The organism is Candidatus Binataceae bacterium, assembly GCA_035294265.1.
GTDB lineage: Bacteria > Desulfobacterota > Binatia > Binatales > Binataceae > DATGLK01.
Genome location: DATGLK010000051.1, coordinates 1 through 23,740 on the forward strand (window position 1 = coordinate 1; position 23,740 = coordinate 23,740).

The following is a 23,740-nucleotide window of genomic DNA, read 5'->3' on the forward strand; positions in this document are numbered from 1 at the left end:
CCAATTTCCGGCACCAGTTCCAGATTTGGCCGTTCCAGGGCGCAATGGCCCACCACCCGCTGCTGGTTGTCGACCGCGACCACGGAAATCAGCCGGCCCCCTGCGTTGAGCTTCTGCATCCGTTCCGGATGATAAACCTCATCGTGAATGTAAGAAGGGCCATTGACTTGATTGGCCAGGTTGGGAATCTGGGCTGCGTCGGCCGCTGTCAAGCGCCTGACCGAATAGTTTGAGAGGACGGTGTCCACCTGAGCGCCTCGCAGAGCTGGAGCTAAAACTTGAATAAGGTAAATAATGTCGTACAGAGATGGGACCAGTCCAGACTTGAGCGGAAGGACTGGTTAAAGTGACGCCGGATGCGATCGCGGCCGGCTGAGCCCTGCAAGCGTCGTAATGCGAAAGCGAGGTTACGTGGAGAACGGATCTTTTCCGACACGCAGCATTTACGATTTTCCCGAAATCTTTCGCGCAGTGCAGTTCGAGCTCCCGGGCGAGATTGAGGCCGAGACCGCCTTTCTATCCCAGGTTTTTGCCCGCCATCTGCGCCGTCCCGTGCATCGTGTCCTGGATATCGCGTGCGGGACCTCGCCACACGGTCAACTGCTGGCGGCTCAGGGCATCGAGGTGGTGGGAATCGATCGCAGTCCCGTAATGATCGGCCTGGGTCGCCGACAAGCGGGCAGGCGGCGCAATCCGCGCTTTTATCGCCGCCAGGTGGAGCGTTTCTCGCTGCCCGAGCGCAATTTCGACGCCGCCTACCTGTTTTCGGAGACCTTTCCGATCCTGGTGGACAATCGCGACGTGATCAATCACCTGTGCTCGGTGGCACGAGTACTGCGACCCGGGGCGCTGTATTGCGTGGACATCGATCGCCATGACGGCATCGAGCATCTGCGCGGGCGACGGCCCTGGCGCCAGCGCGAGGTGCGCTGTCAAGGCGTGAAAGTCGAGGTACGTGAATTCCGGCGTCCGATCGCCTGGGATGCCGCCGCCTGGATCTATGAAGTGCAGTGCCGCATCCATTTCCCCAAAAGCAAGCCGATTTTCACCCGCGACCTGATTCCGGTGCGCTACACCGTCCCCAAGCTACTAGAACTGGCGGCTAGCGCGGCTGGCGTCTTCAAGCTGATCGCTTGTTACCCCGATCTGTCGCTCGACGGCCCAATGGCGCAGTGTGATCGGCGCTGGTGCGGCGTCCTACGCCGGACCTGAGTGGGCAGCTCAGCGCTCCAGGCGGCGATGGTGCAAACCGGTGGCGGCGCTGTAGTACGCTATCTCCATGGCCCGCGCATTATGGGCGTAGCCCACGCGGCCGCGACGATCGACTAGAATGAGGCCCGCCTCCGCGCCGCTGAGGCGGCTGAGCTGCGAGATCGAGCGGGTGGCCGCCCGCATCGGAGGGTTGTCTTCCAGCAGCGCTACCGCACCCTGGCACAGGTTAAGCTTCAAGATAGCTTCACCCATCCCGGTGGCGGAGGCAGCGCCAAGAGGATGGGCGAAGGTGCCGGCGCCGATGATCGCCGAGTCGCCCACCCGGCCGGGTAGCTTGCCGGTCAGTCCGCCCGTGGAGGTGGCGGCCGCGACTTGGCCGTTGCCATCCAGCGCGGCGGCGCCCACGGTGCCGTGGGCCAGGCGGGCGTGGTAACTGCGCCAACGGGTGCGCGCGCGTTCGGCAATTAGATCCTGAGGCCGACAGCGAGGAATGTGGGCGGCGCTGGCCAAGCGCTCGGCGCCCGCGCCCACCATCAAAACGTGGGGCGTGGTCTCCATCACGGCTCGCGCCAATAAGATTGGATTGCGTACTCGGGAGACGGCGGCGACTGCGCCGGCGCCGCTTTGGTCTTGCGCCAGTGCATTGTTTTGCGCCAGCTCGGCTACCGGCCAAGCCATCACCGAGGCGTCCATCTCGACCTCGCCCTCGGCGTTGAGCGCCGAGCCGTAACCGGCGTTGAACAGGGGGTCATCCTCCAAGGTGGTCACGGCGGCCATCACCGCGTCCAACGCGCTGGCGCCGGCGCGGAGCAAAGCCAACCCGCGCTCGAGCGCCCCCCGCATCGCTCGCCCGCGCGCCTGTCGCTCTTCGGGTGCGGGACGAGCGCCCGCCCCGCCGTGGACAATCAGAGCCGGGGTATAGGAGCAAACGCGCGTCATTCTTGGAAGTTAACCGCGCGCGCCCTAGTCGGGAAAATATTCGCGTCGGGACGAGCCCTGAGACTTCGGGTGTTAACCCACTGGCTCAGACCAGGCACGCGCTGGTGATCGGCAATCATCGATTCAACTTACGGCAAGCGCCCATCGGTCGGCAAATTATTACAGATAACGGCGCAATCAAGTTTTCCTCCGCTGGTGCATTCGAACCAGTGTCGACCACGATTTTGACGCTTATCCGGCTGCCAGAGAACGTCAAAAATGACTGCGCTTGCTTTACCTGATAGTGGTCGAAAGTTGGCGCCTTGATGCATAGAGTCGCATCCGACTGTTTTCGCAACTAAAGCGCATTCACTTTTAGTGGTCGGACCACCCCTTAACACGTCGGGTTTCGTACAAAACTATCGAACCCGCCTGTTCGCTTGCACGTTTAAGACCTGCCGCTCACCAGTATACATCGATGCTGCTGCAGCAAGACCGGTCCGGGCCGATAAGTGGAATGGCATGGTTGGAAGACAATCGACTGCACGTACAAGGAGGGCTTCGATGTTTCGACTCACAGGCAAGTTAGCGGTGCTGTCATTGGCCGCCGCTGTCCTGGCGCTGCTCAGCGCCAAGGCCGCGCTGGCCCAAGAGGATCCGGATCCGTCGTTCGAGGTGCAATATTACGATACCACCTTGGGCGACAACGTGGTTCGAATCAGCAACCCCACTATCAACAACATGTGCGCCGACGTTTACGTGTTCGACGCCAACGAACAGTTGCAGGAATGCTGTGGTTGTCCGATCACGGCCTTCGGTCTGCGCAAGATTTCGGTGGCCACCAGCTTGACCACCAATCCGCTGACCAATGGCCATCCCTACTCGGGAGTGATCGAGATCATTCCTTCGCAACCCGGTAGCTCAAGCGAGTTCACCAACTATCTGCCCACCTGCAATGCGGCCCAGCCGACCTGGGGCGCGCGGCTGCGTTCGTGGATGGCCCACGTCAACCAGACCGCCAGCTACAGCCAGGTATCAGCGGAGGAGTTTTCCGTGCAGCCGCTGTGGTCGGACGAGCAAAGCCAGCTTGCGTACTATTGCGACCTAATTAAGAAGAAGGGCTCGGGCCGTGGCATCTGCAGCTGCGGCAGCGGTGACAACTTCACCCCGATTCCGCCCCAGTAGCCAGGACGTAAGGCTCCAACACGGATTTAAAAGGGAGGGACACAATGTTTCGGTCAACAAGCAAACTACTTCTCGCGGCGGCGGCTATGGGAGCTTTTCTGCTCCCGAGACTGGCCGCGGCGCAATCGGATCCGCCTCCGCCGCCCGCGCCGTACAACGAATTCCTGACCCTGCAGTACTACGACGTGACCATCAACGACAATATCGTGCGGCTTATCAATCCAACCCTGTCGGACGAGGTCCCAAACGATCCTCCACCACCTCCGGGGATGGCCCAGGGGCTGTTGTGCGCGATGATCTATGTGTTCGACGCCAACCAGGAGCTGCAGGAATGCTGCGGTTGCCCGGTTACCAACAACGGTCTGCGCAAGCTGTCGGTGAAGACCGACCTGATCAGCAATCCGCTGGGTGGGCCTACTCCCCCTTCGGGATTAGTGGTGGTGGTCTCCGCGCAGCCTAATGTGATGCAGAACGCCAACGGAACCAATCCGCCCTTCTACCCCTGCGATCCAGGGGCGACCACACCCTACCAGGGAGCGTCCAACCTGGCTGGCTGGATCACCCATATCGACCAGAACCACAACTACCAGAACCTGAGCGAGGACGAGTTCCGCAAGACTCCCTCGGATACCGATGTCTACACCGATCCGATCGAGGGCCTGGTGTCGCTGTGCTCGTTCATTCATGAGAACGGCAGCGGCCATGGCGTTTGCACCTGCGGTACCGGTGATAACCAGGCGGCAGCCACGGCTACGGTAGCTCCGTAAACCTGAGCAATCAGATGGAACAGTCCGGCGAGGCCCCGGAGGGGTCCTCGCCGGACTTTGTAAACCAAGCCCAAGGGGGAAACAGAATGATGACATTGCTGCGGTTGTGGTTAGCAATCGTGCTTAGTGTCGGCCTCGTCAACGCCGTCTGGGCGGCTTGCGACGGCAATCAACAGGTGGTTGCCAAGGTGGGTAACCAAACCATCACCCAAAGCCAATTGGATAGCGTGCAGGCTGCTCACCTGCTCAGTCAGCAATATTCCTACTATCTGGCCGAACGCGGCGCGCTCGATCAGATGGTCGATCAATTGCTGCTCCAGCAGGCGGCCGCCCACGAGCATCTGACTGTGGCGCAACTGCTCACGCGTCATCTCAAAGGTCAGGTCAAGGAGCCCAGCGAAGATGCTTTACGGGCGTTTTACGAGGGAATGGAGACCGATCAGCCTTATGAGCAACTGCGTGGACAGATTCTGGACCATCTGCGCCAGCTGCGCGCCCAACATGCACGCGACGCCTATGTACGCCAATTGCGCGCCAACACCACGATAATTACGATGCTGGAACCGCCCAGTGCGGCGGTCGCCCTGGGCAAGGCTCCCGTGCGGGGTGCGCCGGGAGCTCCCATCACACTGGTGGAATTTGCCGACTATGAATGCCCCTACTGCCGGCAGATAAATCCCGAGTTGTTGAAGCTGGAGCAGCGCTACCCGAGCCAGTTGCGGGTGGCCTTCAAGGACATGCCCTTGCCGATGCACGCGCATGCCCAAAAGGCCGCCGAAGCGGCGCGCTGCGCCGGCCAGCAGGGGGCTTTTTGGCCCTATCACGATCGGCTCTTTGTGCAAGCCGACATCGACGTGCCACATCTGAAAGAACTGGCCCGCAAGCTCAAACTCAATGGCACCCAGTTCGATCGATGTCTGGATAGCGGTTCGCAGGCCGCGGCGGTGGCAGCCGACCAGTCTCAAGCCAAGGGGCTGGGACTGACCGGGACTCCCAGCTTTTTCATCAACGGCCATTTCGTCAGCGGCGCGGTCAGCTACGACACCCTCGATTCGCTGGTGGCGCAGCAACTCGCGGCGAAGGCGGCCAGCGCTTCCGGCGCGGCTGGCAATGCCGCCAGAGCAGCAACCGGCGCTAACGCGGGGGCTCTGTAATCATCTCAATCGCGGTGGCCCAATTGCGCCAACTGAAGCAATTGGGCCGACCGCGCCTCCATCGCGCCGCCCGTAAAATCTTCCAACGGTACGGGTAGACGGTAGCGCCAGTTGCGTAGGCTGGTCGTGCCTGGCCAGTTGATCCGGCCAGTCCAACCGAACAGATCTTGCATCGGAATCATCACCAGACCGGCGGGAGACTGGTACAACGGACGTAAGATCGCGTCAAGCTGTGACCGATTTAGTCTGCCTGAGGCCTCATCCGCCGGCAATTCAAACGCCAGGCAGACCTCCTGCCGCTCTCGCGGGTTAGCGGCACGCCACCACTGGGCTAGCGGCTCGGTATCGTGAGTGCCAGTAGTAGCTACCGCCAATCGCGGATACTGAGCGGGCGAGACTATCCGTTCCTGAACCTTGCCCCAATCCTCGCGCTCCCAGCGAAAGACCTTCAGACCGGGTACTTCCAGTTCGGTCAGCGAATTTTTGACCCATTGTGGTACCGCGCCGAGATCCTCGGCGATAAGCGCGCCGCTTCCCATCTCCTGTTTCACCATGGCGATGAAGCGTTCGCCCTGCACCCGCTGAGCCTCTTCGCTGCTCGGCGTAAAGCTACCCGCCGCCGCGGGATCATCGCAGGGATAGTGATAGGTACGATAAAAACCGACCACATGGTCGATCCGCACCAGATCGAACAGGCTGGCGGCGTGGCGCGTGCGCCGCCGCCACCAGCGAAAATCATCCTGCGCCATCGCCGACCAATCGGGCAGAGGCAGGCCCCAGCGCTGGCCCTGGGGTGAAAACGCATCGGGAGGTGCACCGACGCACTGATCGAGGCAAAACTGGGTTTGATTAGCCCAGACGTCGGCGCTGTCTCGAGCGGGACAAAAGGCCAGGTCACCGCTGATGCGTATGCCCAACTGGCGACGCCGTGACGCCAGCGCTCGCCATTGGCGGGCAGCCAAGAATTGCCAATATTCGTACATCGCGATTGACCTGGCCAGCTCGCGACGCGCGTCTTCCAAAGCGCTGGCCTGGCGTCGCGCCAGCGGTGCGGGCCAGGACTCCCATGCCTGCCATCCCAGCTTCTCCTTCAGCGCCCGGAACAGCGCGTAGTCCTCCAACCAGTCACGCTCGGCCGCCCGGTAGGCGGCAAACTCAGCCCGTGCGAGCGAATCTGCGTGGCGATCGAAATGGTCGAAGGCAGCGGTCAGCAAGGGCCCCTTGACTGCCCATGCCTCGCGCCGCGACAGCGAGCGTCGGCGGCCTACCCGAGCGCGCGCTTGCGCATAGGCCTGCGGCGTGACCCCTGCCAACTCGAGGGCCCCGATCAGCAGCGGATCGAGCGCGAATACACTCAAGGCGTTATATGGGCTGTTCTCCTGCGGCGCCGGCTCGCACAACGGCAAAAGCTGCAGCACGCGATGACCGATCCGATCCAGCCACGTCATCAGAGCGGCCAAGGCAGGAATTTCGCCACGCCCGAGATCGTCGCGCTGGCGAAGGGAAAACAGGGGCAAAAGAACCGCGGCCGCGCGCATGAGTCAGCCGAGGCAGCGCAAATCGCTCAACCCCGGGTGTACGCAAAGGCGGGGCATGACGAACTTTGCATGGGCGGTGCCGTGGCAGCGGGTTGGGCGATCAAGCCTTGGAGCCCTTGAGTTGGCGTTTCCAATCCAGCCGGCGGGCCTCGGCGCCGGCCTTCTCGGCTTCTGGCACGTTGCCCTTTTTCTGGTAGAGCATGCTCAAGTTGGTCCACGCCAGGATGTCCTCAGGCTGGCGCTCGATTTGCCGCTGGGTCAGCTCGATGGCGCTGTCCAGATCGCCTGTGGCCTGGTAGCACATAGTCAGACCGTGCAGTGCATCCTCATACTCGGGGTCGAGCGCCAGAGCCTGGCGATAAAGCGCGATCGCCTGCTCGAAGTCATTCTCGGCGTAGCAATCCACCGCCTGGTCGTAAAGCGCTTCCTTGTCCTGCATTCCGCTCGTCTCCAGCGTCGGTTGTGACGCGCGTTTTCCTCTCATCATAGCTTGGTCAATGGCAGAACCAAGCGGGTCAGGGCGACATCGAACCGGTTTTTGCCCTTGCGGCTTTCACCGGCAGGCCAATCCGGCGCAAAATGGCAGCCGGGACTTCGCCGAATGTCCGAGAGAGAGGACGCGATGAAATACGTCAAGTTAGGTAAAACCGGGGTTACCGTTTCGCGCATTTGCCTGGGCTGCATGAGTTACGGCAGCAAGAGCTGGAACGAATGGACTTTGTCGGAGGAAGACGCGCGGCCGCACTTCGCACGCGCGCTGGAGCTGGGGATTAATTTCTTCGACACTGCCAACGTTTATTCCCAGGGCGTGAGCGAGCAGATCACTGGCCGTTATCTGCGTGAGATGGGCAAGCGCGATGAGCTGGTAGTAGCCAGCAAGGTCTGCAATCCGATGGGCAAGGGACTCAACCAGAGCGGCTTGTCGCGCAAGCATATCCTGGAGCAATGCGACGCTTCGCTGCGCCGGCTGAAGATGGATTACATCGACCTGTATCAGATTCATCGCTACGACCCGACCACGCCGATCGAAGAGACGCTGGAGGCGTTGGATTACTTGGTGCGCGTGGGCAAGGTCCGCTACCTCGGGGCCAGCAGCATGGCCGCGTGGCAATTCGCCAAGGCTCTGTTTACCGCCGGGATCCATGGCTGGCACCGTTTCGTCACGATGCAGAACCAGTACAGCCTGGTCTTTCGCGAAGAAGAGATCGAGATGAATCCGCTGTGCGCCGATCAGGGCATCGGACTGCTGCCCTGGGGGCCGCTGGCGGGCGGTTTCATGGCCGGCAATCGCTCGCGTGAAGGCAAACCGTTAACCCCACGCGCCAGCGCCGTGCCACCCTATCGCCCGCAGTATCGCGACAGTGATTATGCGATCCGTGACCAGGCGGAGAAAATCGCTCATGGTCACGGCGTCAGCGTCGCCGAGGTGGCGTTGGCCTGGGTGCTGCAGGCCCCTTGCGTTATTGCTCCAATTGTCGGTGCCACCAAGCTGGAGCATATCGATCAGGCCGTTAAGGCCCTGGAGGTTACGCTGAGCCCAGATGAGCTAGCGGCCTTAGAAGAGCCCTATCAGATTCGCAGTTCAGTGCCGTATGTGCGTCCCAAGGCCAGCCACGTTCTGAGCGGCGAATATCCGACGATGGGGCGCCGCTAGTGTCGCGCGGGTCGGGCCAACTCCTCCATGGCGGCATGGGGGAGTTGGGCCTGGATGTGCGTGCCACCCGCGCGCGGATGAAAGTGCGGCACGCCAAGGCTGCGCGGGCAGCATTTATGTCGAGCGCAGATATTTCAAGCGCAGAGCACGGCGCGGCGGGATTTGCGCAGCCGACTAAAATCTCTTAGGGTCACTTCCCAGTACGATTTATCGCGATTTGGCGGAGCGCGAATGGCCAAGCAAACAACGACGGCCTGGCTCATCGTGGCCGGGCTATGGATCGCCATGGGCCTGCTGTTTGGATCGGTGCAGACCACCGCTGGGATGTTTTATCGCGCGGTGGCTGGCTCCTTTCATCTGTCGCGCGGGATGGTCTCGCTGCTCTCTAGCATGACGGCGCCGGGACTATGCGTGGGGATGGTGCTGTCGGGTTGGCTGATGCAACGGGTGGACGCCAAGCGCGTGATGCTACTGGGGGCGGTGCTCGTGGGACTGGGGTTTGTGTGCGCCAGCCGCGCCCACAGCTTCGCTCAATTGCTGGCAAGCTGCCTGCTCTCCGGCTTTGGTTCCGGCTTGGGCGCTTATGTGCCGGTCTCATTCATCATCGGTAATTGGTTCGGTAAGCGCTCGGGGCTGGCGATGGGCGTGGCGATGACAGGCGCGGCCTTTGGCGGTTCTGCGATGGTAATGCTGGTGGGATGGGTGATCGCCAAGGCGGGCTGGCGCTGGGGCTACGTTGCCTTGGGGCTCCCAGTCTTCTTGATCGCCGTTCCGCTCATCGCGCTGATTCGCAGCCGTCCCAATGACCGTGAAGTGGCCGCTCGCCACGAACCGGCCGCCGAGCTGACCGGTCTGGAGCTGGGGCCGGCGCTGCGCTCGCGAGAGTTCTGGCTGGTCTTTCTGGCCCTGTTCACCTTTGGCTGGGAGACCCACAGTATCGTGGGCCATCTGCCGCCCTATTTGTCCGGTATCGGCTATGGTACTGCCGAAGTTTCTACCGCTTTGAGCGCGGCCCTGGCGCTGGGCTCGGTGGGAAAAATCGGTTTGGGCTGGTTGGCGGATTACATCGATAGCCGGCTGGTCACGATGGCTTCGTTCGTCACTGGGGGGTTCGGGATGGTCCTGCTGATCGGCTCTGCCAGCCGTGCCTTGCTGATCGCGGGAGTATTGGTGATGGGGCTTAGCTGGACCGCGCCCTTGGCTTTGGTTCCGGTGGTCACGATGAAATCGCTGGGGTTGAAAAATTATGGAGCGATCTTCGGCGTGGCCGCCATCGCCACGGCCCTGGGGTCGGGCACCGGACCGGTGGTGCTGGGATGGGTCTACGATTTGACCGGCAGCTACCGCGACCCCTTGTTAATCAACGCCGCTTTGATGGCCGTGACGGGGCTGGCCATCTGCGGCTGCCGGCCGCTAGCGCAAACTTTGGTTGCGGTCGCCGAGGCGATGCCGCTGGCCTCCCAGGGGTAGCGCGCCTTCACGCCGAGCGGTGCCAAGCGCGTAGGATTTCGGCGGTCGCCACGCCCGGTTGGGGCGCTTGCATGATGGCGCCGATAAGCGCGATGCCGGCTGCGCCGGTGGCGGCCAACTCGGCGGCTCGCACAGAACTGATCCCGCCCAGGGCAAATACCGGAATAGACGATCCGCGGCAGGCGGCGCGCAATCCCTCCAACCCTACCGCGCGATTGTAGCCTGGCTTTGAGATTGAGGGGTAGACCGGGCCGAAGACCGCGAAATCGGCGCCCGCGGCCGCTCCTTGCTCGATCTCATTGCGGCTATGGGTGGAGATTCCGATCAGCGCGTTGGGTCCGAGCAATCTTCGCGCCGCGGCGGGCGAAACCGATTGGGCCGGCAGATGGACACCGTCGCCATCGGCCGCCAGCGCAACGTCGATGCGCTCGTTTATCAGCAAACGCGCGTTCCAGCGCCGGCAGATAGCTTTGAGCGCCAGCGCTAGTTCCAGCAGTGGTCCGGCGTCGAGCTCTTTGTCGCGCAATTGCAAGGCAACCGGGTTGGGATGGGAAAAGGCCGCGCCGGCGGCCAGTGCGGCGTCGCAGACCTCAAGCAGTCTTGCCGGCTCGACCAGCGTACGGTCGGTAATCAAGTAAAGGTTAAAATCAGGCGCGCCCATCGCAGGCCTGGCGAGGACGGCCGGCTATTCGATCATTCCGCTGAGCGGGCTGGAGGCAGTGGCGTAGAGCTTGCGCTCGATCCGGCCGGCCAAGTAGGCCAGCCGCCCGGCCTCGACCGCCATGCGCATCGCATGGGCCATTTTGATTGGTTCGCGAGCGCCCGCGATCGCGGTGTTCATCAAGACTCCGTCGCAACCCAGCTCCAGCGCTTGCGCGGCGTCCGAGGCGGTGCCCACGCCGGCATCGACGATTACCGGCACTTTGGCTTGCTCCAGGATGATGCGCAAGTTATAGGGGTTGCGAATACCCAACCCGGAGCCGATCGGTGCCGCCAGCGGCATCACCGCTGCGCAGCCCATCTCGGCCAAGCGCAGGCAGGCAACCGGATCGTCGCTGAGGTAGGGCAGGACCTTGAAGCCCTCTTTGACCAGCACGCGCGCGGCTTCCAGAGTGGCGGGGAGATCGGGAAACAGGGTCTGCTGGTCGCCGATGACCTCCAGCTTGACGAAGTCGCCCACCCCGGTCTCGCGGGCCAAACGGGCTGTGCGGATCGCCTCCTCGGCGGTGAAGCAGCCGGCGGTATTGGGCAAAATCAGGTAGCGCTTGGGATCGAGATAGTCGAGCAGGTTTTCCTTGCCGCGGTCCGTGATATTGACCCGGCGTACCGCGACAGTGACGATCTCTGCCTGCGCGGCTTCGATGGCATCGCGAGTCTGCGCAAAGTCACGATATTTCCCGGTTCCCACAATGAGACGGGAGTGGAAGGTTCGTCCGCCCAGTTCGAAGGTGTCCTCTGAGCCCATCGTCGGCTGTCTCCTGTGGGCGCAAGCTTCAGCCGCCGCCCACGAAATGGATGATTTCTACCCGGTCGCCCTCGCGTAGCACGGTTTGGGCGTAATCCGCCTTGGGGATCACCCGCTCGTTGATTTCCACCGCCAACCGCTCGCGGCTGCGCAGGTTGAGGCTCTGGAGCAACTCAGCCAGCCCGGCACCGGCCTCAATTTGATGCGGTTCGCCGTTTAGTTGGAAGGTAATCTTCATTGACTTGGCTGGGGTACAACTTTAACCGGCGCCGCGGCATAGGCCGCATATTAGGGCGTGAGGGAGCTCTGAAAATAAAGGAAGGGGCGCGGCCGAAATTGTATTGCCGCTGGCTTCCCTACGCCGGTATAACCCGGATCAGGTTCAAGGGGTTTCTCGTGCCGAGCTCTCAGTGCGCTCCCGCGCACACCCCCAGCCCGCTGCTATTTATATCAAGCGAGCCTTGGCGAGTCAAAAAAGCTGACGGCGATTGACTGTTCACGCTTGCGATGGTTAGTTGGGCGCGGCTTTTACCTTGGCGGCACCATCCGTAGGATCAGCAGCCTCAGGGTTATCTTTTGACGCTCTCACCACCGGAATGACTCCGGCGACAGGAGCCGGGTGAGCGAGCCAGAAGCCGGGCGGGTTTACGATGAGCGCGGACAGGCAAAATTTCAATGAGGCGGGAACGGGGTTGGATGGCGGGGGACGGCCGACCGTGGCCGAAATCGACCTGGCGGCGTTGCGATCCAATTATCACGCTTTGCGCCGGCTGGCGCCGCGGGCCCAAGCGATGGCGGTGCTGAAGGCCGATGCCTACGGACATGGCGCTCCCGCGGTGGCGCGAGCCTTGGCGGCCGAGGGTTGCGCTCATTTTGGAGTCGCCACGCTAGGCGAAGCCCAGCAACTGCGTCAGGCCGGACTGCGCCAACGCATCTACGTGATGGGGGGGTTCTTTCCCGAGGAAGCCCCCGCCCTGGTCCAACTTGCCTTGACCCCGTTTGTGTTCGATCGCGCGCTGCTGATGCCCTTGGAGCGGGCCGCGGCCCAGGCTGGGATCGCCTCTTTCCCGATTCACCTCAAGCTGGACACTGGCGCTACCCGACTAGGCGTGTTGCCAGCCGACCTGCCCGCGACCATCGACATCCTGTTGGGCTGTCGCCATCTGAACTTGGAAGGGGTATGCACTTTGCTGGCCAGCGCCGGCGACCCCAGTAGTCCGGTGACCGACGCGCAGTTGACCTCTTTCCGCCACGGAATAGATTTGATGGCCGCCGCCGGGCTACGTCCCGCCGTCGAGCACGTAGCTAATTCGGCCGCCACCGTGTTGCGCTACGACTCCCATCTGGGCATGATTCGGCTGGGCTTGGCGCTGTATGGGCTGCCGCCGGTTCCTAGCGTGGCGCAACAGGTTGCGCTGCGGCCGGTGATGACTTTCAAGACCCGGATATTACAGGTTAAACAGGTTCCCGCCGGCACCGGGGTCAGCTACGGCCATACCTTCATCACCGCGCGTGACAGCCGGATCGGCGTGTTGCCAGTCGGCTACGCCGACGGCTATCGGCGCGGCCTGCAAAATGGCGGCGAGGTGCTGGTCGGCGGAGGCCGCGCGCCGGTGGTGGGGGCGGTATGCATGGACCTGACCATGGTGGATCTGACTGACCTGCCGGCGGCTAGGGTCGGTGACAGTGTCGTGCTGTGGGGCGGCCAAGGCCCCGACGCGATCAGTGCCAATGACGTAGCCAGGCTGGTTCAGACCATTTCATACGAGCTACTTTGTGGCGTGGGCCGACGCGTGCCGCGGCTCTACTTGGCGGAGTGAAAAAATGGACGACGAGGTCAAGATTACCCGCGCCCTGCTGGGGGTGTGGGACAAACAGGGCTTACCCGAATTGGCTGCGGTCCTGCGCCGCCACGGCGTCGAGTTGATCTCTACTGGGGGCACCCAAAGCGCGCTGGAGAAGGCCGGTCTCGCGGTGACTGGAGTCGGCGACTTCACCGGCTCTCCCGAGTTGCTCGATGGCCGGGTCAAAACCCTTCATCCGCGGATTCATGGCGGTATTCTGGCCCGGCGCGACCTGCCCGAGCATCAGCGTCAGATGAGCGAGCACGGGCTGGTGCCGATCGACTTGGTCGTGGTCAATTTCTATCCCTTCGAGCGGGTAACCTCCGAACCTGATTGCAAACTGGAGCTAGCGGTTGAAAATATCGATATTGGTGGCCCGGCCATGGTGCGGGCGGCGGCCAAGAACTATGCGCATGTAGCGGTGGTGGTCGATCCGGCGGATTATCCCGCACTGACCCAAGAGCTGGACAGCCGCGGCGGCCGCTTGTCGATGGCGACCCGCTGGCGGCTGGCCTGCAAGGCTTTCGAGTGGGTGGCCCAGTACGACTGCGCGATCGCCAACTATCTCAGCGCGCAGCGCGAGCAGGGGCCGATGGGCGAGAGCTTCAGCCTGACTTTGAGGCGCGCGCAGGCGCTGCGCTACGGCGAAAATCCCCATCAACAGGCGGCGCTTTACGGTGACTTCAATCGCCAGGTCGAGCAGCTTCACGGCCGCGAGCTGTCCTTCAACAACGTGGTGGACATCAACTGGGCGGTCAATCTGATCCTGGATTTTGCCGACGAACCTAACGCCGTGGTGGCGATCCTCAAGCACAATACTCCGTGCGGAGTGGGGTTGGCCGCCGATCTGAAATCGGCGTGGGACAAGGCGTTTAAAACCGATCCGGATTCCCCCTTCGGTGGCATCATCATAAGCAATCGGGCCTGGGACCTGCCGTTGGCGCAGGCGGTCGATGAAATTTTCACCGAAGTCCTGATCGGTCCCGATTTCGCACCGCAGGCGCTGGAATTTTTGCGCAAAAAGAAAAATCGGCGGGTGATGCGCTTCCATCGCGAGCTTATCGATCCCCATCAGCTCGACCTCAAGCGGGTGCTGGGCGGGTTGCTGATCCAGACTCCCGATTTGGCGATCGAGGAGCCGCGCCAAGCCAAGTTGGTGACCCGGCGCGCGCCTACCGAAGCGGAATTGCGCGCGCTCGCTTTCGGCCTGCGGGTGTGCAAGCACACCAAATCCAACGCCGTGGTCTTTGCCCACGAGGATCGCACGATGGCTGTGGGTGGCGGTGCCACCTCGCGTATCGATCCGCTGTGGGCGGCCCAGGAAAAAGCCGCTCGCTTGGGGATCTCGCTCAAGGGCACGGTGCTGGCCTCGGAGGCCTTTTTTCCCTTCCCTGATGGGCCCGAGCTGGCGGCGCGAGCCGGCGCCACGGCGATTATCCAGCCGGGCGGTTCCAACCGCGACGACGAGGTGATTGCCGCCGCCGATCGCCTGGGTCTGGCGATGCTGTTCACTGGCGTGCGCCATTTTCGCCATTAACATGCGCGTCCTGGTGGTAGGCAAAGGTGGCCGCGAACATGCGCTGGTCTGGCGACTGCATCAGAGTCCCAGCGTGCGGCAGCTCTTTTGCACCGCCGGCAACCCGGCGATCGACGCCCTGGCCGAGCCTGTCCCCTGCGCCCCCGAAAATATCGTTGCGCTGGCCGAATTCGCCGCCGCGCATCAGATCGATTTGACCGTCGTGGGACCCGAGGAGCCGCTGGCGCGTGGGATCGGCGATGAGTTCGCGGCGCGAGGCCTGACTCTGCTGGGGCCTTCCAAGGCCGCCGCGCAACTGGAAGCCAGCAAAGTTTTCGCCAAACAAATCATGGCCGAGGCCAAGGTGCCGACCGCGGCCTTCGAGAGCTTCGAGGATGCCTCCGCGGCGCGCCGGTACGTTATCAGCCAGGGCGGCCCTTTGGTGGTCAAGGCCGATGGTCTGGCGGCGGGCAAAGGGGTCACGGTCTGCAACCGCACCGAGGAGGCGCTGGCCGCGATCGACGAGATGATGGAGCGGCGAATTTTCGGCGCCGCTGGTGCGCGGCTGCTGATCGAGGAGCGGCTGGTGGGGCAGGAGCTGTCATGCTTTGCACTGTGCGACGGGACGCAGGCACTGGCGATCGGCAGCGCCCAGGACCATAAAGCGTTACTGGAAAATGATCGCGGTCCCAACACCGGCGGGATGGGCGCTTATTCGCCAGTGCTGCAATTTGCAGCCGGCTTGGAAGCTCAAGTCGTGCATGAGATTTTCGAGCCGACCCTGGCGGCGATGGCGGCGCGTGGCCATCCCTTCCGCGGTATCCTGTTTGCCGGCCTCATGATCGTTGATGGCCATCCCAAGGTGCTGGAGTTTAATGTTCGCCTGGGCGATCCGGAGGCTGAAGTTTTAATGCTGCGCTGCCAAGGCGATTTGGCCCGGGCCCTGCTCAGCGCCGCTCACGGCCAACTGGAGTCTTCCCATTTCACGCTCAGTCCGAAAGCCGCCGTAGCGGTAGTGCTCACGGCTCCCGGTTATCCCGGTGCTTATCCCAAAGGGCTGCCGATCAGTGGGTTGGAGCTGATCGAAGGGCCCTCTGCGGTGAAAGTGCGATGGGCTGCCGAACAAACCCGGGTCAAAGTTTTCCACGCCGGCACTGCGCTTGAGAGTGGCCGCCTGGTCAGCGACGGTGGTCGCGTGCTGGTAGTATGCGCGCTGGCGCCGGGCTTGGCGCAAGCGCGCGCGGCCGCCTACGAAGCGGCCGAAATGATAGACTTTTCGGGCAAGCACTTCCGCCGCGATATCGGGGCCAAAGCACTGGGCTGATGGCGATTAACCAAAAAATCGACCGGATCACGCAAGTGGAGGAGCGCGAGTTTGAAGCCGCCTGCACCGCACTGGCGGCGGGCGAGCTGGTGGTCTATCCGACCGAGACCCTCTACGCGCTGGGCGCCGACGCCCGCAATCCGGAAGCATTGGCGCGACTGGTTGCGCTCAAAGGGCGTGAGCCGGGCAAACCAATCGCCTTGATTGCCGCCGATCTGGCGATGGTAACGGAGCTGGTGCAAAGCTTTCCCACCCCGGCGCTGCGGTTAGCGCGGCGCTTTTGGCCGGGACCGCTTACCCTGGTATTGCCCGCGCGAGCGGGGCTGTCCGAGGTTTTGGTCAATGACGAGGGTGGAGTGGGAATCCGAGTGCCCGATCATCGAATCGCACGCCAGTTGAGCGCTCGCCTGGGAGCGCCGCTGACCGCGACCAGCGCCAATCTGGCCGGCGGTGTGCCGGCCACGACGTTAAAAGCCGCGCGTGCGGCCTTGGGCGAAGGGGTCGCAGTTTATCTCGAGGGCGGAGAACTGGGGCGGCAAGCGGCCTCTACTGTGGTGGCCTTCCAACATGGAGGCTTGCGCGTGCTGCGCCCAGGTCCGATCGACGAGACGCAGCTGTACGCTGCGCTGCGCCAATGAGTTTCGCGGAGGTCAAATGATTGCGCCCAGTCATCGCATCGAGCCTTTTGCCGGCTTGATCTACAATCAGAAGAAAAGCGGCCCGCTGGAACAGGTGCTGGCTCCGCCTTACGACCTGATCGATCGCGCGCGTCAGGATGAGCTTTACGCGCGCAGCCCCTATAACGTCATTCGGTTGGAGCTTAACCGCGAGCCCGACCGCTACGAGGCTTCGGCCGCGACGCTGAGGCAATGGTTGGCCCAAGGAGTGTTGGAACGGCTGCCGCAACCGGCGTGCTTTTTATATACCCAACGGTTTAATCACGAGGGCCAGGGCTACAAGCGCCAGGGACTGATCGTCAGACTGCAGCTGGAGGATTTCAAACCCGGACGCATCCTACCCCACGAACGGACTTTCTCCGCCCCCAAAGAAGATCGCCTGCGGCTGCTTCAGGCAACCCAGGTCAACACCAGTTCGATTTTTGCTCTCTATCCTGGCAGCGCCGAAATAGACGAACTTTTGGCCGATGTGGCGCAACGCGGTGCCTTGATGCAGGCGCGTGATGATATTGGCACGATGCATGAAATCCGGCTGATTACCCAACCCGTGGAGATTCAGCTTTTGCAGGAGGCCTTCGAGCAACTCCCGCTGCTGATCGCCGACGGCCACCATCGCTATGCTACGGCACTCAACTATCGCGCGCAGCGGCGCGCTGCCAACGCCGATGCACCCGGGCCGTACGATTACACCATGATGACCCTGGTCGCCGACGACGATCCCGGCCTGCTCATCCTGCCCACTCATCGCGTCCTGCGCCATCTCGATCCTGCGGCGGTGCATAATTTCACCGCCCACGTCCGTCAGTTCTTCGCCCTGGAGGAGTACGACGACGCCGATCGTTTGATGGAGCGGCTGCGCCAGGGAGAACGGGGTATGCTGGGCGTGGCGCTGCGCGGCGAGCCGCGGCTGTGGCTGTTGGCGCTGCGCGATCCCGCGATGATCGACTTGGTGGCGCCCGGGATGAATCCCGAGTTGCGCAAGCTCGACGTGACGCTGTTGCACAGCCTGGTCTTCAAGCGCCTGCTGGGGATCGACGAGGCCGCGGTGCGCACGGGCTCCAATATCGAGTACACCATCGATGCGCGCGCGGCCCTGGTGGCGGTGGGCGCGGGCCAGGCCGCGGGCGCGTTTTTGCTCAATCCGCCGAGCGTGGCGGATCTCAAGCGGGTGGGTGAAGCGGGCGAAACGATGCCGGAGAAATCGACCTATTTCTTTCCCAAGCTGATCACCGGCCTGGTGATGAATCCGCTCGGTGACTGAAACGCCGTTGCGGCGCGTCGATGCGCACACCCTGGTGCTGGTTCGCCACGGCGAGACCACCGGCCAATCCAGCATCCGCTACTACGGCCGCACCGACGTGGCGCTCTCCGATCTGGGACGGGCGCAGATGGCGGCTGTGGGGCGGGTCCTGCGCCATATCGGCTTCTCCCGCATCTTCACTACTCCGCTTAGCCGCGCCGCCGAAGGGGCTCGGATCATCGGGGAGGGGCGCGCGCTGGAGCCGCTGGTGCTGGCGGAATTCGTCGAGGTCGATTTCGGCCGCTTCGAGGGACTGACCGCCGAGGAAATCAAGCTCCGCATGCCCGCTGAGTTCGAGCATTGGCAGCGCCATCGCCTGGAGGACAGCTATCGCTATCCCGGCGGCGAGAGCCGGGAGGCCTTCAATGCCCGAGTCGCGGCCGGCGTGGAGCGGATGTTGGCGCTGTGGCGCGAGGAGCGCGGCGCCGCCGGACCAGCCCTGCTGGTGGCCCATCGCGGCGTGATCCGCGCCGCGACCAAGCTGCTGGCCGGCGTCGAACCGCTAATCGAACTGGGCTCGATTCACATTCTCCAACTCGCGAATGGGAGTTGGCATCCGCTGGCGCTGGATTTGGTCGATCATCTGGACTGAAATGGCGCGCCGCCCTGCGTCGCGTCCTGACAACGCCGTTGAAGCCAGGCAGAAATTGCAGGGAATTCATCTTGAGGCCGCGCCGTCAGAGCCAGGATTGGCCGATCATCCCCGGCGTTGGCGCGCGAACCATTCCCTGGCGGCGCGTCCGGTGGCGCGCGCCTAGGGCAAATCGTGTTGCGCAAGGTATTTCCGTAGCTGGCGCGCTTCGTCGTGCGTCAGCCTGATCTTCGTCGCAATCCGTGGTGTAGAAGCCACGCATGGCCGCAGACCCGAACTGGAGCGGCTGGGCCGCCATCAGAGTGTCGGTGATGGATATCGGCGATCAAGCGCCGCCCGGCGTCGGCGCTTCAGCAGCCACATTCTGCCGTCCTCTATGCGGCGCTCGCCCAAGCGCGCGGCTAAACGGAGAACGTCTCTAACCGGACACGGCCCCCACTCCGAGATCAATGAGTCGGAAGGCGAGGGCGCAGATCTGCCAATTCAGCAGCAGCCCGCTTACCACGCTCAGCCAATTCCGTGCTGAGCGCGAGGTCCATTCGGTCCGTTGCAATATTTAGCAGATAAGCGGCAATGTCCTCTGCGGTCGCGTGCTCTTGCATCAGCATCACGTATAGCCTTCCGACATACGGGTCGTACTCGTTCTCAGCACCCGCAATGCCTTGCACTCCGATCGGATCCCATTCTTTCAAGAGGACTTCGCGGATCGCCATGCGCGCTTCCCGCGACTGATATTTACTCGCTCTTTCGGGCATCGCTCGATACCTTCAGTTAAGGTTTCGCGCAGATCATCGAGAAATCGTTATGACCGTGACAACGTTCCCACTGGGCGAGAGTACAACTTTGATGCCATTGTTGACATCTGTAAAGATCTTATTACCATTTTCCCCGCTGACATTGTTCCGTTCTTGATTGCCTCCATCGCTGCCGAGGGAGGCACACCACGCCGGAAAGTACCAGACATATCGTAGTAAGTGCGGGAAAACTAAACGCCACATATCCCAACAGATGTTCGGTTTCTTTTAATCGCCACACTATATAGCTAAGAACAACGATGGAGGTGAAAAAGCTACACAATGCGGCCTGATACCGATCGAAAAAACCCACGAAGCCTAATCCAAGCAATAACCACGCCAGGTCGATGCCTAACACCTGGTAAAATGCCCCGCGAGTAGATGAGAGTGTCATTCCAGGTGGCGTAAATCGCTCAACCACTACCAGCACGGCAAAGGCAGCAATGACGAGCAGGCAACGTTTCATGCACCTTGTTCGCGATTATTGTAGTGACAAGAGGGCGAACCCTCAGCGTTGATAATAAACTAGTCTCTACGATTGTTTAGCGCGAGACTGCCCGGATGATCGTTAACAAAGCAAACACCATCCCAGTACAACCCAGAAAATACGTAAATAACAAGGTAGCCTTTGTGCCAAACAGCTTCTTGATCGTTGCCTGAGAATAGAATGGCCACCAACTACTCGGTGGGTCCACGAGCCAAGCCCATCTCCGATACGCGCCACCTACCAGTACTGCACTCACCGAGAGTGCAGCAACTGCGACGATTAGCTCCTCTGCGTTGTTGGTCATTTTACAAAGGCCTCGCGTTAAGGCACTGGGATTTCTTCGCGAATATGCAAACCGATTGAGGGGCCCAGATTAGTGTGCACACTAGCGATGGTGAACGCTCCATATGCCGGGTTGACGCCAGGTTGAATTGTAATTCCCGAGTTGCTTCCCAAGCCAAAATCAAAGGCGCGCGACTCCGCTGCAGCGCCCGGATTCGTTATTCGAACGTTGAAGCTTGCCCCAAGGGACCGTCCCATAAGACCGGAGCTGTACAGGCCCTGGCCGCTATCCCATCCGACAACGGTGTTACCGAGGGAAGCGCCGAAGCCGTAGGAGAACACGCTGAGTCTTGCGATTGCCGAGACTTGCCACGAGAAGGGTGCGTTTTGAATAGCGGATTGGGAACCCGGTGGCGCCGGGGTGTAGAAATCGCGGGTCGGCGTGGCGCCATCCCGGATCGACTGGGCCGCCATCAGGGTGCCAGCGATGGAAGTCGGCGGACCGGCGAAGGTTTGCACCGGCCATTGCCCGCCCCAGCCCTGCCCCGGCTGCGGCGGCGATGGCGGGTAGACGTAACCGCCGCAGGAAAAGTCGGCGGGGCTGCCGCCGCCGCCGCCGTATGTGAACTCTCCATTATCTCCAAGGTACAGCCCCGTCGGGTCGCCAAAATTGACCGGGTCGTTACCCGCGTAAGCGTACAGGTTGGTCCCGCTGCCGGCAAAGCCCATCGGGCCGGAGGAGATGAACCGGCGCAGCCCCGGCGAGTAATACCGCGCCCCGCAATACGTCCCTCGCGGGGGTTCCCAACTCGCGAATAGTCGGGATTCCGCGGCTTGCGCAGCTCCGGAAAAGCCCGCCCGTGTCGTCGCTTTAAGCACGACTTACGTCATGAATGTGGGATGCGTGCCGACTTCGGCCGTAATGCGCCGAAACGGCGCCCACTGCGGACATGAAAGGAAGGTACATCAGAAACCACTGTCCGGAACGCGCAACAACGATGACATTCAGGACCGTAAACAAAGCGTTTACAGCGGCTACCGTGTAGCTTGGGATTCCCGCTGTTACCAGGGTTATACCTAGAGACGATGTAAAAATTGTCCACGCAAGAATGTCAAGCCTACCAGTATCCCAAAAGGTTTGAAAGGAAATTCCAGCATAGAAGGTGGCAAGCAAACCAACAGGCACGGGCACCCAATACAGCGGGCCATATACGTGCCGTCTAATATTCGTGGTCTCGCTCATGAGTCTACACTCCTGAACCAGCATCATTTTGCGTCCCCCGCTGAGGCTCGTACACCACGATTTCCATCAGAAGTCGCTGCAAGTGTAACCGTGGAACAAATCAATTGGTGCACCAATCGACAAGTCAAGAGCTGATCACCACCTCGGGCCCCGCGACAGCTCCAATAGCACTTTCGGCGATAAGATCGGTAGCCTCGTGCGCGAAAAGTGCGTTGGCGGCGGCGACCGCAACCCCGCTACCGGGGAAGCAGAATGGCAGTTTCCTGGCCTTGTTGCTGGACGCCTTCGGTTGCCGAGTTTTTGCTGGCGGTGGCGGTTGCGGCAGAGCCCGCCCCCCGCCCGGCACCGTCTCGGAAACAGGAATCACCCAGCCCGGGCCGAAACCGCCGCCGGCCTGCGTCAGCGCGGAGAAATCGCGAGTCGGCGTGGCGCCATCCTGGATCGACTGGGCCGCCATCAGGGTGCCAGCGATCGAGGTGGGCGGCCCGGCGAAGGGTTGCACCGGCCATTGCCCGCCCCAGCCCTGCCCCGGCTGCGGCGGCAGAGCACCTTGGGGAACACCGCCATACACGGCGCTCCCTGGACCCTCAATGGCTCCGCTGATACCGAGAGTGCCACAGTCTCCGCCGCAATCCAGCCCCGTCGGGTCGGTGTTATTCACCGGGTCGTTGCCGGCGTATGCGAACAGGTTGCTCCCGCTGCCGGCAAAGCCCATCGGATCGGGCGAGATGAACCGGCGCAGCCCCGGCGAGTAATACCGCGCCCCGGCGTAATACAGCTGCGACACGTTCCCGATATCGCTCCACTCCATCCCCGCGAACAGCCAGGGGAAATAGTACGCGGTTCCCGACTGGCTAGGCATCCCGAAGGATGAGTAGGCGAAGGTGGCCTGCATCTGCCCGCTGCTGTTGACCATCCACAGGGTCGAGCCCAGCGCGTCATGCAGCGGCACCATGTTGGCGCCGTTGGAGTCGGTCAGCGCCAGCACCTCTCCACTCCCAGGCATGGTAAAAAGGTTTTCCTCGACCGTGTAGGGATACGAGTAGGTGGCGCGGTCGCTCGTCACCTCGGTGTATTGCTCCTGCACCGGCACCTCGCTGTCCGATCACGCGCCTCTTCGGTTGCTTCCGGTTCCTCCTTGTTCGGGCGGAGGAGTTCCAAAAACAATCTTGATGGGAGACCCGGCGTCTGCCTATCCGTGGCTTCCGCCGCTTTGAACGCGATTTACATTATGGACATGCGCCGCATGCCGGCCGCGAGCGTAGCCCGCTGTGATGGCAAATATGGCGGACATGAACGGAAGGTACATCAGGAGCCATTGACCTGAATGTGCAACAACGAGCACATTCAGAATTGTAAACAAAGCATTGACACCAGCAAGTGTATAGCTTTGGATTCCCGCTGTTACCAACGTCGCACCCAGCGACGACGCAAAAATAGCTAAAGCAAGGACGCCAAGCTTACCTGTATCCCAATAACCCTCGAAGCACATCCCCGCATAAAAAGTGGCAAGGAGTCCGATAGGAACTGGTGCCCAATAGAGCGGGCCATATAAGTGCCGCCTGACAGCCGTGAGATCGCTCATAATTTCTGTGTCTCCTGGACCACTTGCTGCCGGTGCACCCGCCGAGGCTCGTAGGTGGCTTGCGTCAGAATTCGCCGCATGCGTTACCCACAGCTAGGTCAATCGGGGCGCCGAGTGCCAAGTCAAAAGCAAACGCAGTGATTGCCGCCTCAGGTCCGACCGTGGCTCCGATGGCGCCTTCGACGACGAGACCAGCGATCTCATGCGCTGCCAGGGCGTTTGCGGCGCCGACCGCAACCCCGCTACCGGGGAAGCAGAATGGCAGTTTCCTGGCCTTGTTGCTGGACGCCTTCGGTTGCGGAGTTTTTGCTGGCGGTGGCGGCTGCGGCAGAGCCCGCCCCCCGCCCGGCACCGTCTCGGAAACAGGAATCACCCAGCCCGGGCTGAAACCGCCGCCGGCCTGCGTCAGCGTGTAGAAATCGCGAGTCGGCGTGGCGCCATACTGGATCGACTGGGCCGCCATCAGGGTGCCAGCGATGGAAGTCGGCGGACCCGCGAAGGGCGCACCGGCCATTGGCCGCCCCAGCCCTGCCCCGGCTGCGGCGGTGGTGGCGGGTAGACGTAACCCCCGCCGGAAAAGTCGGCGGGGCTACCGCCGCCGCCGTATGTTAACTCTCCATTATCTCCAAGGTACAGCCCCGTCGAGTCGGTCTTATTGACCGGGTCGTTACCCGCGTAAGCAAAGAGGTTGCTCCCGCTGCCGGCAAACCCCATCGGATCGGGCGAGATGAAC

General features: G+C 62.1%; 26 protein-coding genes and 1 riboswitch. Of the genes, 12 read left to right on the top strand and 14 right to left on the bottom strand.

Annotation, left to right across the window (positions count from 1 at the left end):
* Positions 1-248 (bottom strand): hypothetical protein (locus VKV28_08890; protein HLH76903.1); only part of this gene is annotated, 248 nt, incomplete at its 3' end.
* A 145-nt stretch (positions 249-393) separates the two neighbouring features.
* Here VKV28_08890 and VKV28_08895 point away from each other — a divergent pair.
* Entirely contained in the window at positions 394-1,212 is an 819-nt protein-coding gene (locus tag VKV28_08895; GenBank protein ID HLH76904.1) for a class I SAM-dependent methyltransferase, read from the top strand.
* Between the two features lie 9 nt (positions 1,213-1,221).
* On the opposite strand, the gene VKV28_08900 is transcribed toward VKV28_08895, so the two are convergent.
* Entirely contained in the window at positions 1,222-2,151 is a 930-nt protein-coding gene (locus VKV28_08900; GenBank protein HLH76905.1) for an isoaspartyl peptidase/L-asparaginase, read from the bottom strand.
* 543 nt (positions 2,152-2,694) lie between these two features.
* On the opposite strand from VKV28_08900, the gene VKV28_08905 reads away from it, so the two are divergent.
* From VKV28_08905 to VKV28_08915, 3 genes are all read left to right on the top strand, one after another.
* Positions 2,695-3,315 (top strand): hypothetical protein, encoded by a 621-nt coding sequence (locus VKV28_08905; protein HLH76906.1) that lies wholly within the window; start codon positions 2,695-2,697, stop codon positions 3,313-3,315.
* Positions 3,316-3,359: 44 nt separating this feature from the next.
* Positions 3,360-4,082, top strand: a complete 723-nt coding sequence (locus VKV28_08910) for a hypothetical protein (protein ID HLH76907.1) — start codon at positions 3,360-3,362, stop codon at positions 4,080-4,082.
* Between the two features lie 86 nt (positions 4,083-4,168).
* Positions 4,169-5,236 carry a thioredoxin domain-containing protein gene (locus VKV28_08915; GenBank protein HLH76908.1) on the top strand — a complete coding sequence of 356 codons (1,068 nt, stop codon included), beginning with the start codon at positions 4,169-4,171 and terminating at the stop codon, positions 5,234-5,236.
* Positions 5,237-5,241: 5 nt separating this feature from the next.
* Here the strand turns inward: VKV28_08915 and malQ are convergent, their stop codons facing one another.
* Positions 5,242-6,774, bottom strand: a complete 1,533-nt coding sequence (malQ, locus tag VKV28_08920) for a 4-alpha-glucanotransferase (GenBank protein HLH76909.1) — start codon at positions 6,772-6,774, stop codon at positions 5,242-5,244.
* A 100-nt stretch (positions 6,775-6,874) separates the two neighbouring features.
* Positions 6,875-7,213 (bottom strand): tetratricopeptide repeat protein, encoded by a 339-nt coding sequence (locus VKV28_08925; GenBank protein ID HLH76910.1) that lies wholly within the window; start codon positions 7,211-7,213, stop codon positions 6,875-6,877.
* Positions 7,214-7,375: 162 nt separating this feature from the next.
* Between VKV28_08925 and VKV28_08930 the strand changes: the two genes are divergently transcribed.
* Both VKV28_08930 and VKV28_08935 read left to right on the top strand, forming a co-directional pair.
* Positions 7,376-8,428 carry an aldo/keto reductase gene (locus VKV28_08930; GenBank protein ID HLH76911.1) on the top strand — a complete coding sequence of 351 codons (1,053 nt, stop codon included), beginning with the start codon at positions 7,376-7,378 and terminating at the stop codon, positions 8,426-8,428.
* Positions 8,429-8,659: 231 nt separating this feature from the next.
* The gene (locus VKV28_08935; protein ID HLH76912.1) at positions 8,660-9,898 is read left to right on the top strand and encodes an MFS transporter; all 1,239 of its coding nucleotides are present in this window, start codon (positions 8,660-8,662) and stop codon (positions 9,896-9,898) included.
* A gap of 7 nt (positions 9,899-9,905) precedes the next feature.
* Here VKV28_08935 and thiE read toward each other — a convergent pair whose 3' ends face one another.
* The 3 genes from thiE to thiS are packed head-to-tail and all read right to left on the bottom strand — an operon-like array spanning position 9,906 to position 11,601.
* Complete coding sequence (thiE, locus tag VKV28_08940; protein ID HLH76913.1) at positions 9,906-10,559, bottom strand: thiamine phosphate synthase; 654 nt, start codon at positions 10,557-10,559, stop codon at positions 9,906-9,908.
* 24 nt (positions 10,560-10,583) lie between these two features.
* The gene (locus tag VKV28_08945; protein HLH76914.1) at positions 10,584-11,363 is read right to left on the bottom strand and encodes a thiazole synthase; all 780 of its coding nucleotides are present in this window, start codon (positions 11,361-11,363) and stop codon (positions 10,584-10,586) included.
* A 28-nt stretch (positions 11,364-11,391) separates the two neighbouring features.
* Positions 11,392-11,601, bottom strand: coding sequence for a sulfur carrier protein ThiS (gene thiS / locus VKV28_08950; GenBank protein HLH76915.1), 210 nt, complete (start codon positions 11,599-11,601; stop codon positions 11,392-11,394).
* A gap of 98 nt (positions 11,602-11,699) precedes the next feature.
* Positions 11,700-11,805, bottom strand: a riboswitch (TPP riboswitch).
* Between the two features lie 208 nt (positions 11,806-12,013).
* Between thiS and alr the strand changes: the two genes are divergently transcribed.
* Genes alr through VKV28_08980 form a run of 6 tightly spaced genes read left to right on the top strand, consistent with a single transcriptional unit; the run spans position 12,014 to position 18,616 of the window.
* Complete coding sequence (gene alr / locus VKV28_08955; GenBank protein HLH76916.1) at positions 12,014-13,183, top strand: alanine racemase; 1,170 nt, start codon at positions 12,014-12,016, stop codon at positions 13,181-13,183.
* 4 nt (positions 13,184-13,187) lie between these two features.
* Complete coding sequence (gene purH / locus VKV28_08960) at positions 13,188-14,744, top strand: bifunctional phosphoribosylaminoimidazolecarboxamide formyltransferase/IMP cyclohydrolase (protein HLH76917.1); 1,557 nt, start codon at positions 13,188-13,190, stop codon at positions 14,742-14,744.
* The gene (purD, locus tag VKV28_08965; GenBank protein HLH76918.1) at positions 14,680-16,047 is read left to right on the top strand and encodes a phosphoribosylamine--glycine ligase; all 1,368 of its coding nucleotides are present in this window, start codon (positions 14,680-14,682) and stop codon (positions 16,045-16,047) included. The genes purH and purD overlap by 65 nt, the downstream gene beginning before the upstream one ends.
* A complete protein-coding gene (locus VKV28_08970; GenBank protein HLH76919.1) occupies positions 16,047-16,685 on the top strand; it encodes an L-threonylcarbamoyladenylate synthase in 639 nt (212 codons plus the stop codon). The genes purD and VKV28_08970 overlap by 1 nt, the downstream gene beginning before the upstream one ends.
* A 16-nt stretch (positions 16,686-16,701) precedes the next feature.
* Positions 16,702-17,985 carry a DUF1015 domain-containing protein gene (locus VKV28_08975; protein HLH76920.1) on the top strand — a complete coding sequence of 428 codons (1,284 nt, stop codon included), beginning with the start codon at positions 16,702-16,704 and terminating at the stop codon, positions 17,983-17,985.
* On the top strand, positions 17,978-18,616 hold the full coding sequence (locus tag VKV28_08980) for a histidine phosphatase family protein (protein ID HLH76921.1): 639 nt from the start codon (positions 17,978-17,980) through the stop codon (positions 18,614-18,616). Before VKV28_08975 ends, VKV28_08980 begins: the two co-directional genes overlap by 8 nt.
* Positions 18,617-19,062: 446 nt before the next feature.
* Here VKV28_08980 and VKV28_08985 read toward each other — a convergent pair whose 3' ends face one another.
* The 7 genes from VKV28_08985 to VKV28_09015 form a co-directional block, all read right to left on the bottom strand.
* Positions 19,063-19,329: a hypothetical protein gene (locus VKV28_08985; protein ID HLH76922.1), complete on the bottom strand. Its 267-nt coding sequence runs from the start codon at positions 19,327-19,329 to the stop codon at positions 19,063-19,065.
* A 163-nt stretch (positions 19,330-19,492) separates the two neighbouring features.
* Positions 19,493-19,876 (bottom strand): hypothetical protein, encoded by a 384-nt coding sequence (locus VKV28_08990; protein ID HLH76923.1) that lies wholly within the window; start codon positions 19,874-19,876, stop codon positions 19,493-19,495.
* Between the two features lie 342 nt (positions 19,877-20,218).
* Positions 20,219-21,058: an RHS repeat-associated core domain-containing protein gene (locus tag VKV28_08995; protein HLH76924.1), complete on the bottom strand. Its 840-nt coding sequence runs from the start codon at positions 21,056-21,058 to the stop codon at positions 20,219-20,221.
* A gap of 488 nt (positions 21,059-21,546) precedes the next feature.
* Complete coding sequence (locus VKV28_09000) at positions 21,547-22,509, bottom strand: RHS repeat-associated core domain-containing protein (GenBank protein HLH76925.1); 963 nt, start codon at positions 22,507-22,509, stop codon at positions 21,547-21,549.
* A gap of 105 nt (positions 22,510-22,614) precedes the next feature.
* Complete coding sequence (locus VKV28_09005) at positions 22,615-23,007, bottom strand: hypothetical protein (protein ID HLH76926.1); 393 nt, start codon at positions 23,005-23,007, stop codon at positions 22,615-22,617.
* Between the two features lie 64 nt (positions 23,008-23,071).
* Positions 23,072-23,470, bottom strand: coding sequence for a hypothetical protein (locus VKV28_09010; GenBank protein HLH76927.1), 399 nt, complete (start codon positions 23,468-23,470; stop codon positions 23,072-23,074).
* A partial coding sequence (locus VKV28_09015) for an RHS repeat-associated core domain-containing protein (GenBank protein ID HLH76928.1) occupies positions 23,470-23,740 on the bottom strand: 271 nt, incomplete at its 5' end. The genes VKV28_09015 and VKV28_09010, both read right to left, overlap by 1 nt.

Bases quoted from the DNA above. Each gene is read 5' to 3' on its own strand.
- thiE (HLH76913.1), bottom strand. From the start codon at position 10,559: ATGGGCGCGCCTGATTTTAACCTTTACTTGATTACCGACCGTACGCTG.
- VKV28_08895 (HLH76904.1), top strand. From the start codon at position 394: ATGCGAAAGCGAGGTTACGTGGAGAACGGATCTTTTCCGACACGCAGC.
- VKV28_08910 (HLH76907.1), top strand. From the start codon at position 3,360: ATGTTTCGGTCAACAAGCAAACTACTTCTCGCGGCGGCGGCTATGGGA.
- VKV28_08945 (HLH76914.1), bottom strand. From the start codon at position 11,363: ATGGGCTCAGAGGACACCTTCGAACTGGGCGGACGAACCTTCCACTCC.
- VKV28_08930 (HLH76911.1), top strand. From the start codon at position 7,376: ATGTCCGAGAGAGAGGACGCGATGAAATACGTCAAGTTAGGTAAAACC.
- VKV28_08905 (HLH76906.1), top strand. From the start codon at position 2,695: ATGTTTCGACTCACAGGCAAGTTAGCGGTGCTGTCATTGGCCGCCGCT.
- malQ (HLH76909.1), bottom strand. From the start codon at position 6,774: ATGCGCGCGGCCGCGGTTCTTTTGCCCCTGTTTTCCCTTCGCCAGCGC.
- VKV28_08975 (HLH76920.1), top strand. From the start codon at position 16,702: ATGATTGCGCCCAGTCATCGCATCGAGCCTTTTGCCGGCTTGATCTAC.
- VKV28_09010 (HLH76927.1), bottom strand. From the start codon at position 23,470: ATGGCGGCCCAGTCGATCCAGTATGGCGCCACGCCGACTCGCGATTTC.
- purH (HLH76917.1), top strand. From the start codon at position 13,188: ATGGACGACGAGGTCAAGATTACCCGCGCCCTGCTGGGGGTGTGGGAC.
- alr (HLH76916.1), top strand. From the start codon at position 12,014: ATGAGCGCGGACAGGCAAAATTTCAATGAGGCGGGAACGGGGTTGGAT.
- VKV28_08985 (HLH76922.1), bottom strand. From the start codon at position 19,329: ATGGCGATCCGCGAAGTCCTCTTGAAAGAATGGGATCCGATCGGAGTG.
- VKV28_08900 (HLH76905.1), bottom strand. From the start codon at position 2,151: ATGACGCGCGTTTGCTCCTATACCCCGGCTCTGATTGTCCACGGCGGG.
- VKV28_08970 (HLH76919.1), top strand. From the start codon at position 16,047: ATGGCGATTAACCAAAAAATCGACCGGATCACGCAAGTGGAGGAGCGC.
- VKV28_09005 (HLH76926.1), bottom strand. From the start codon at position 23,007: ATGAGCGATCTCACGGCTGTCAGGCGGCACTTATATGGCCCGCTCTAT.
- VKV28_08990 (HLH76923.1), bottom strand. From the start codon at position 19,876: ATGAAACGTTGCCTGCTCGTCATTGCTGCCTTTGCCGTGCTGGTAGTG.
- thiS (HLH76915.1), bottom strand. From the start codon at position 11,601: ATGAAGATTACCTTCCAACTAAACGGCGAACCGCATCAAATTGAGGCC.
- VKV28_08935 (HLH76912.1), top strand. From the start codon at position 8,660: ATGGCCAAGCAAACAACGACGGCCTGGCTCATCGTGGCCGGGCTATGG.
- VKV28_08915 (HLH76908.1), top strand. From the start codon at position 4,169: ATGATGACATTGCTGCGGTTGTGGTTAGCAATCGTGCTTAGTGTCGGC.
- VKV28_08925 (HLH76910.1), bottom strand. From the start codon at position 7,213: ATGCAGGACAAGGAAGCGCTTTACGACCAGGCGGTGGATTGCTACGCC.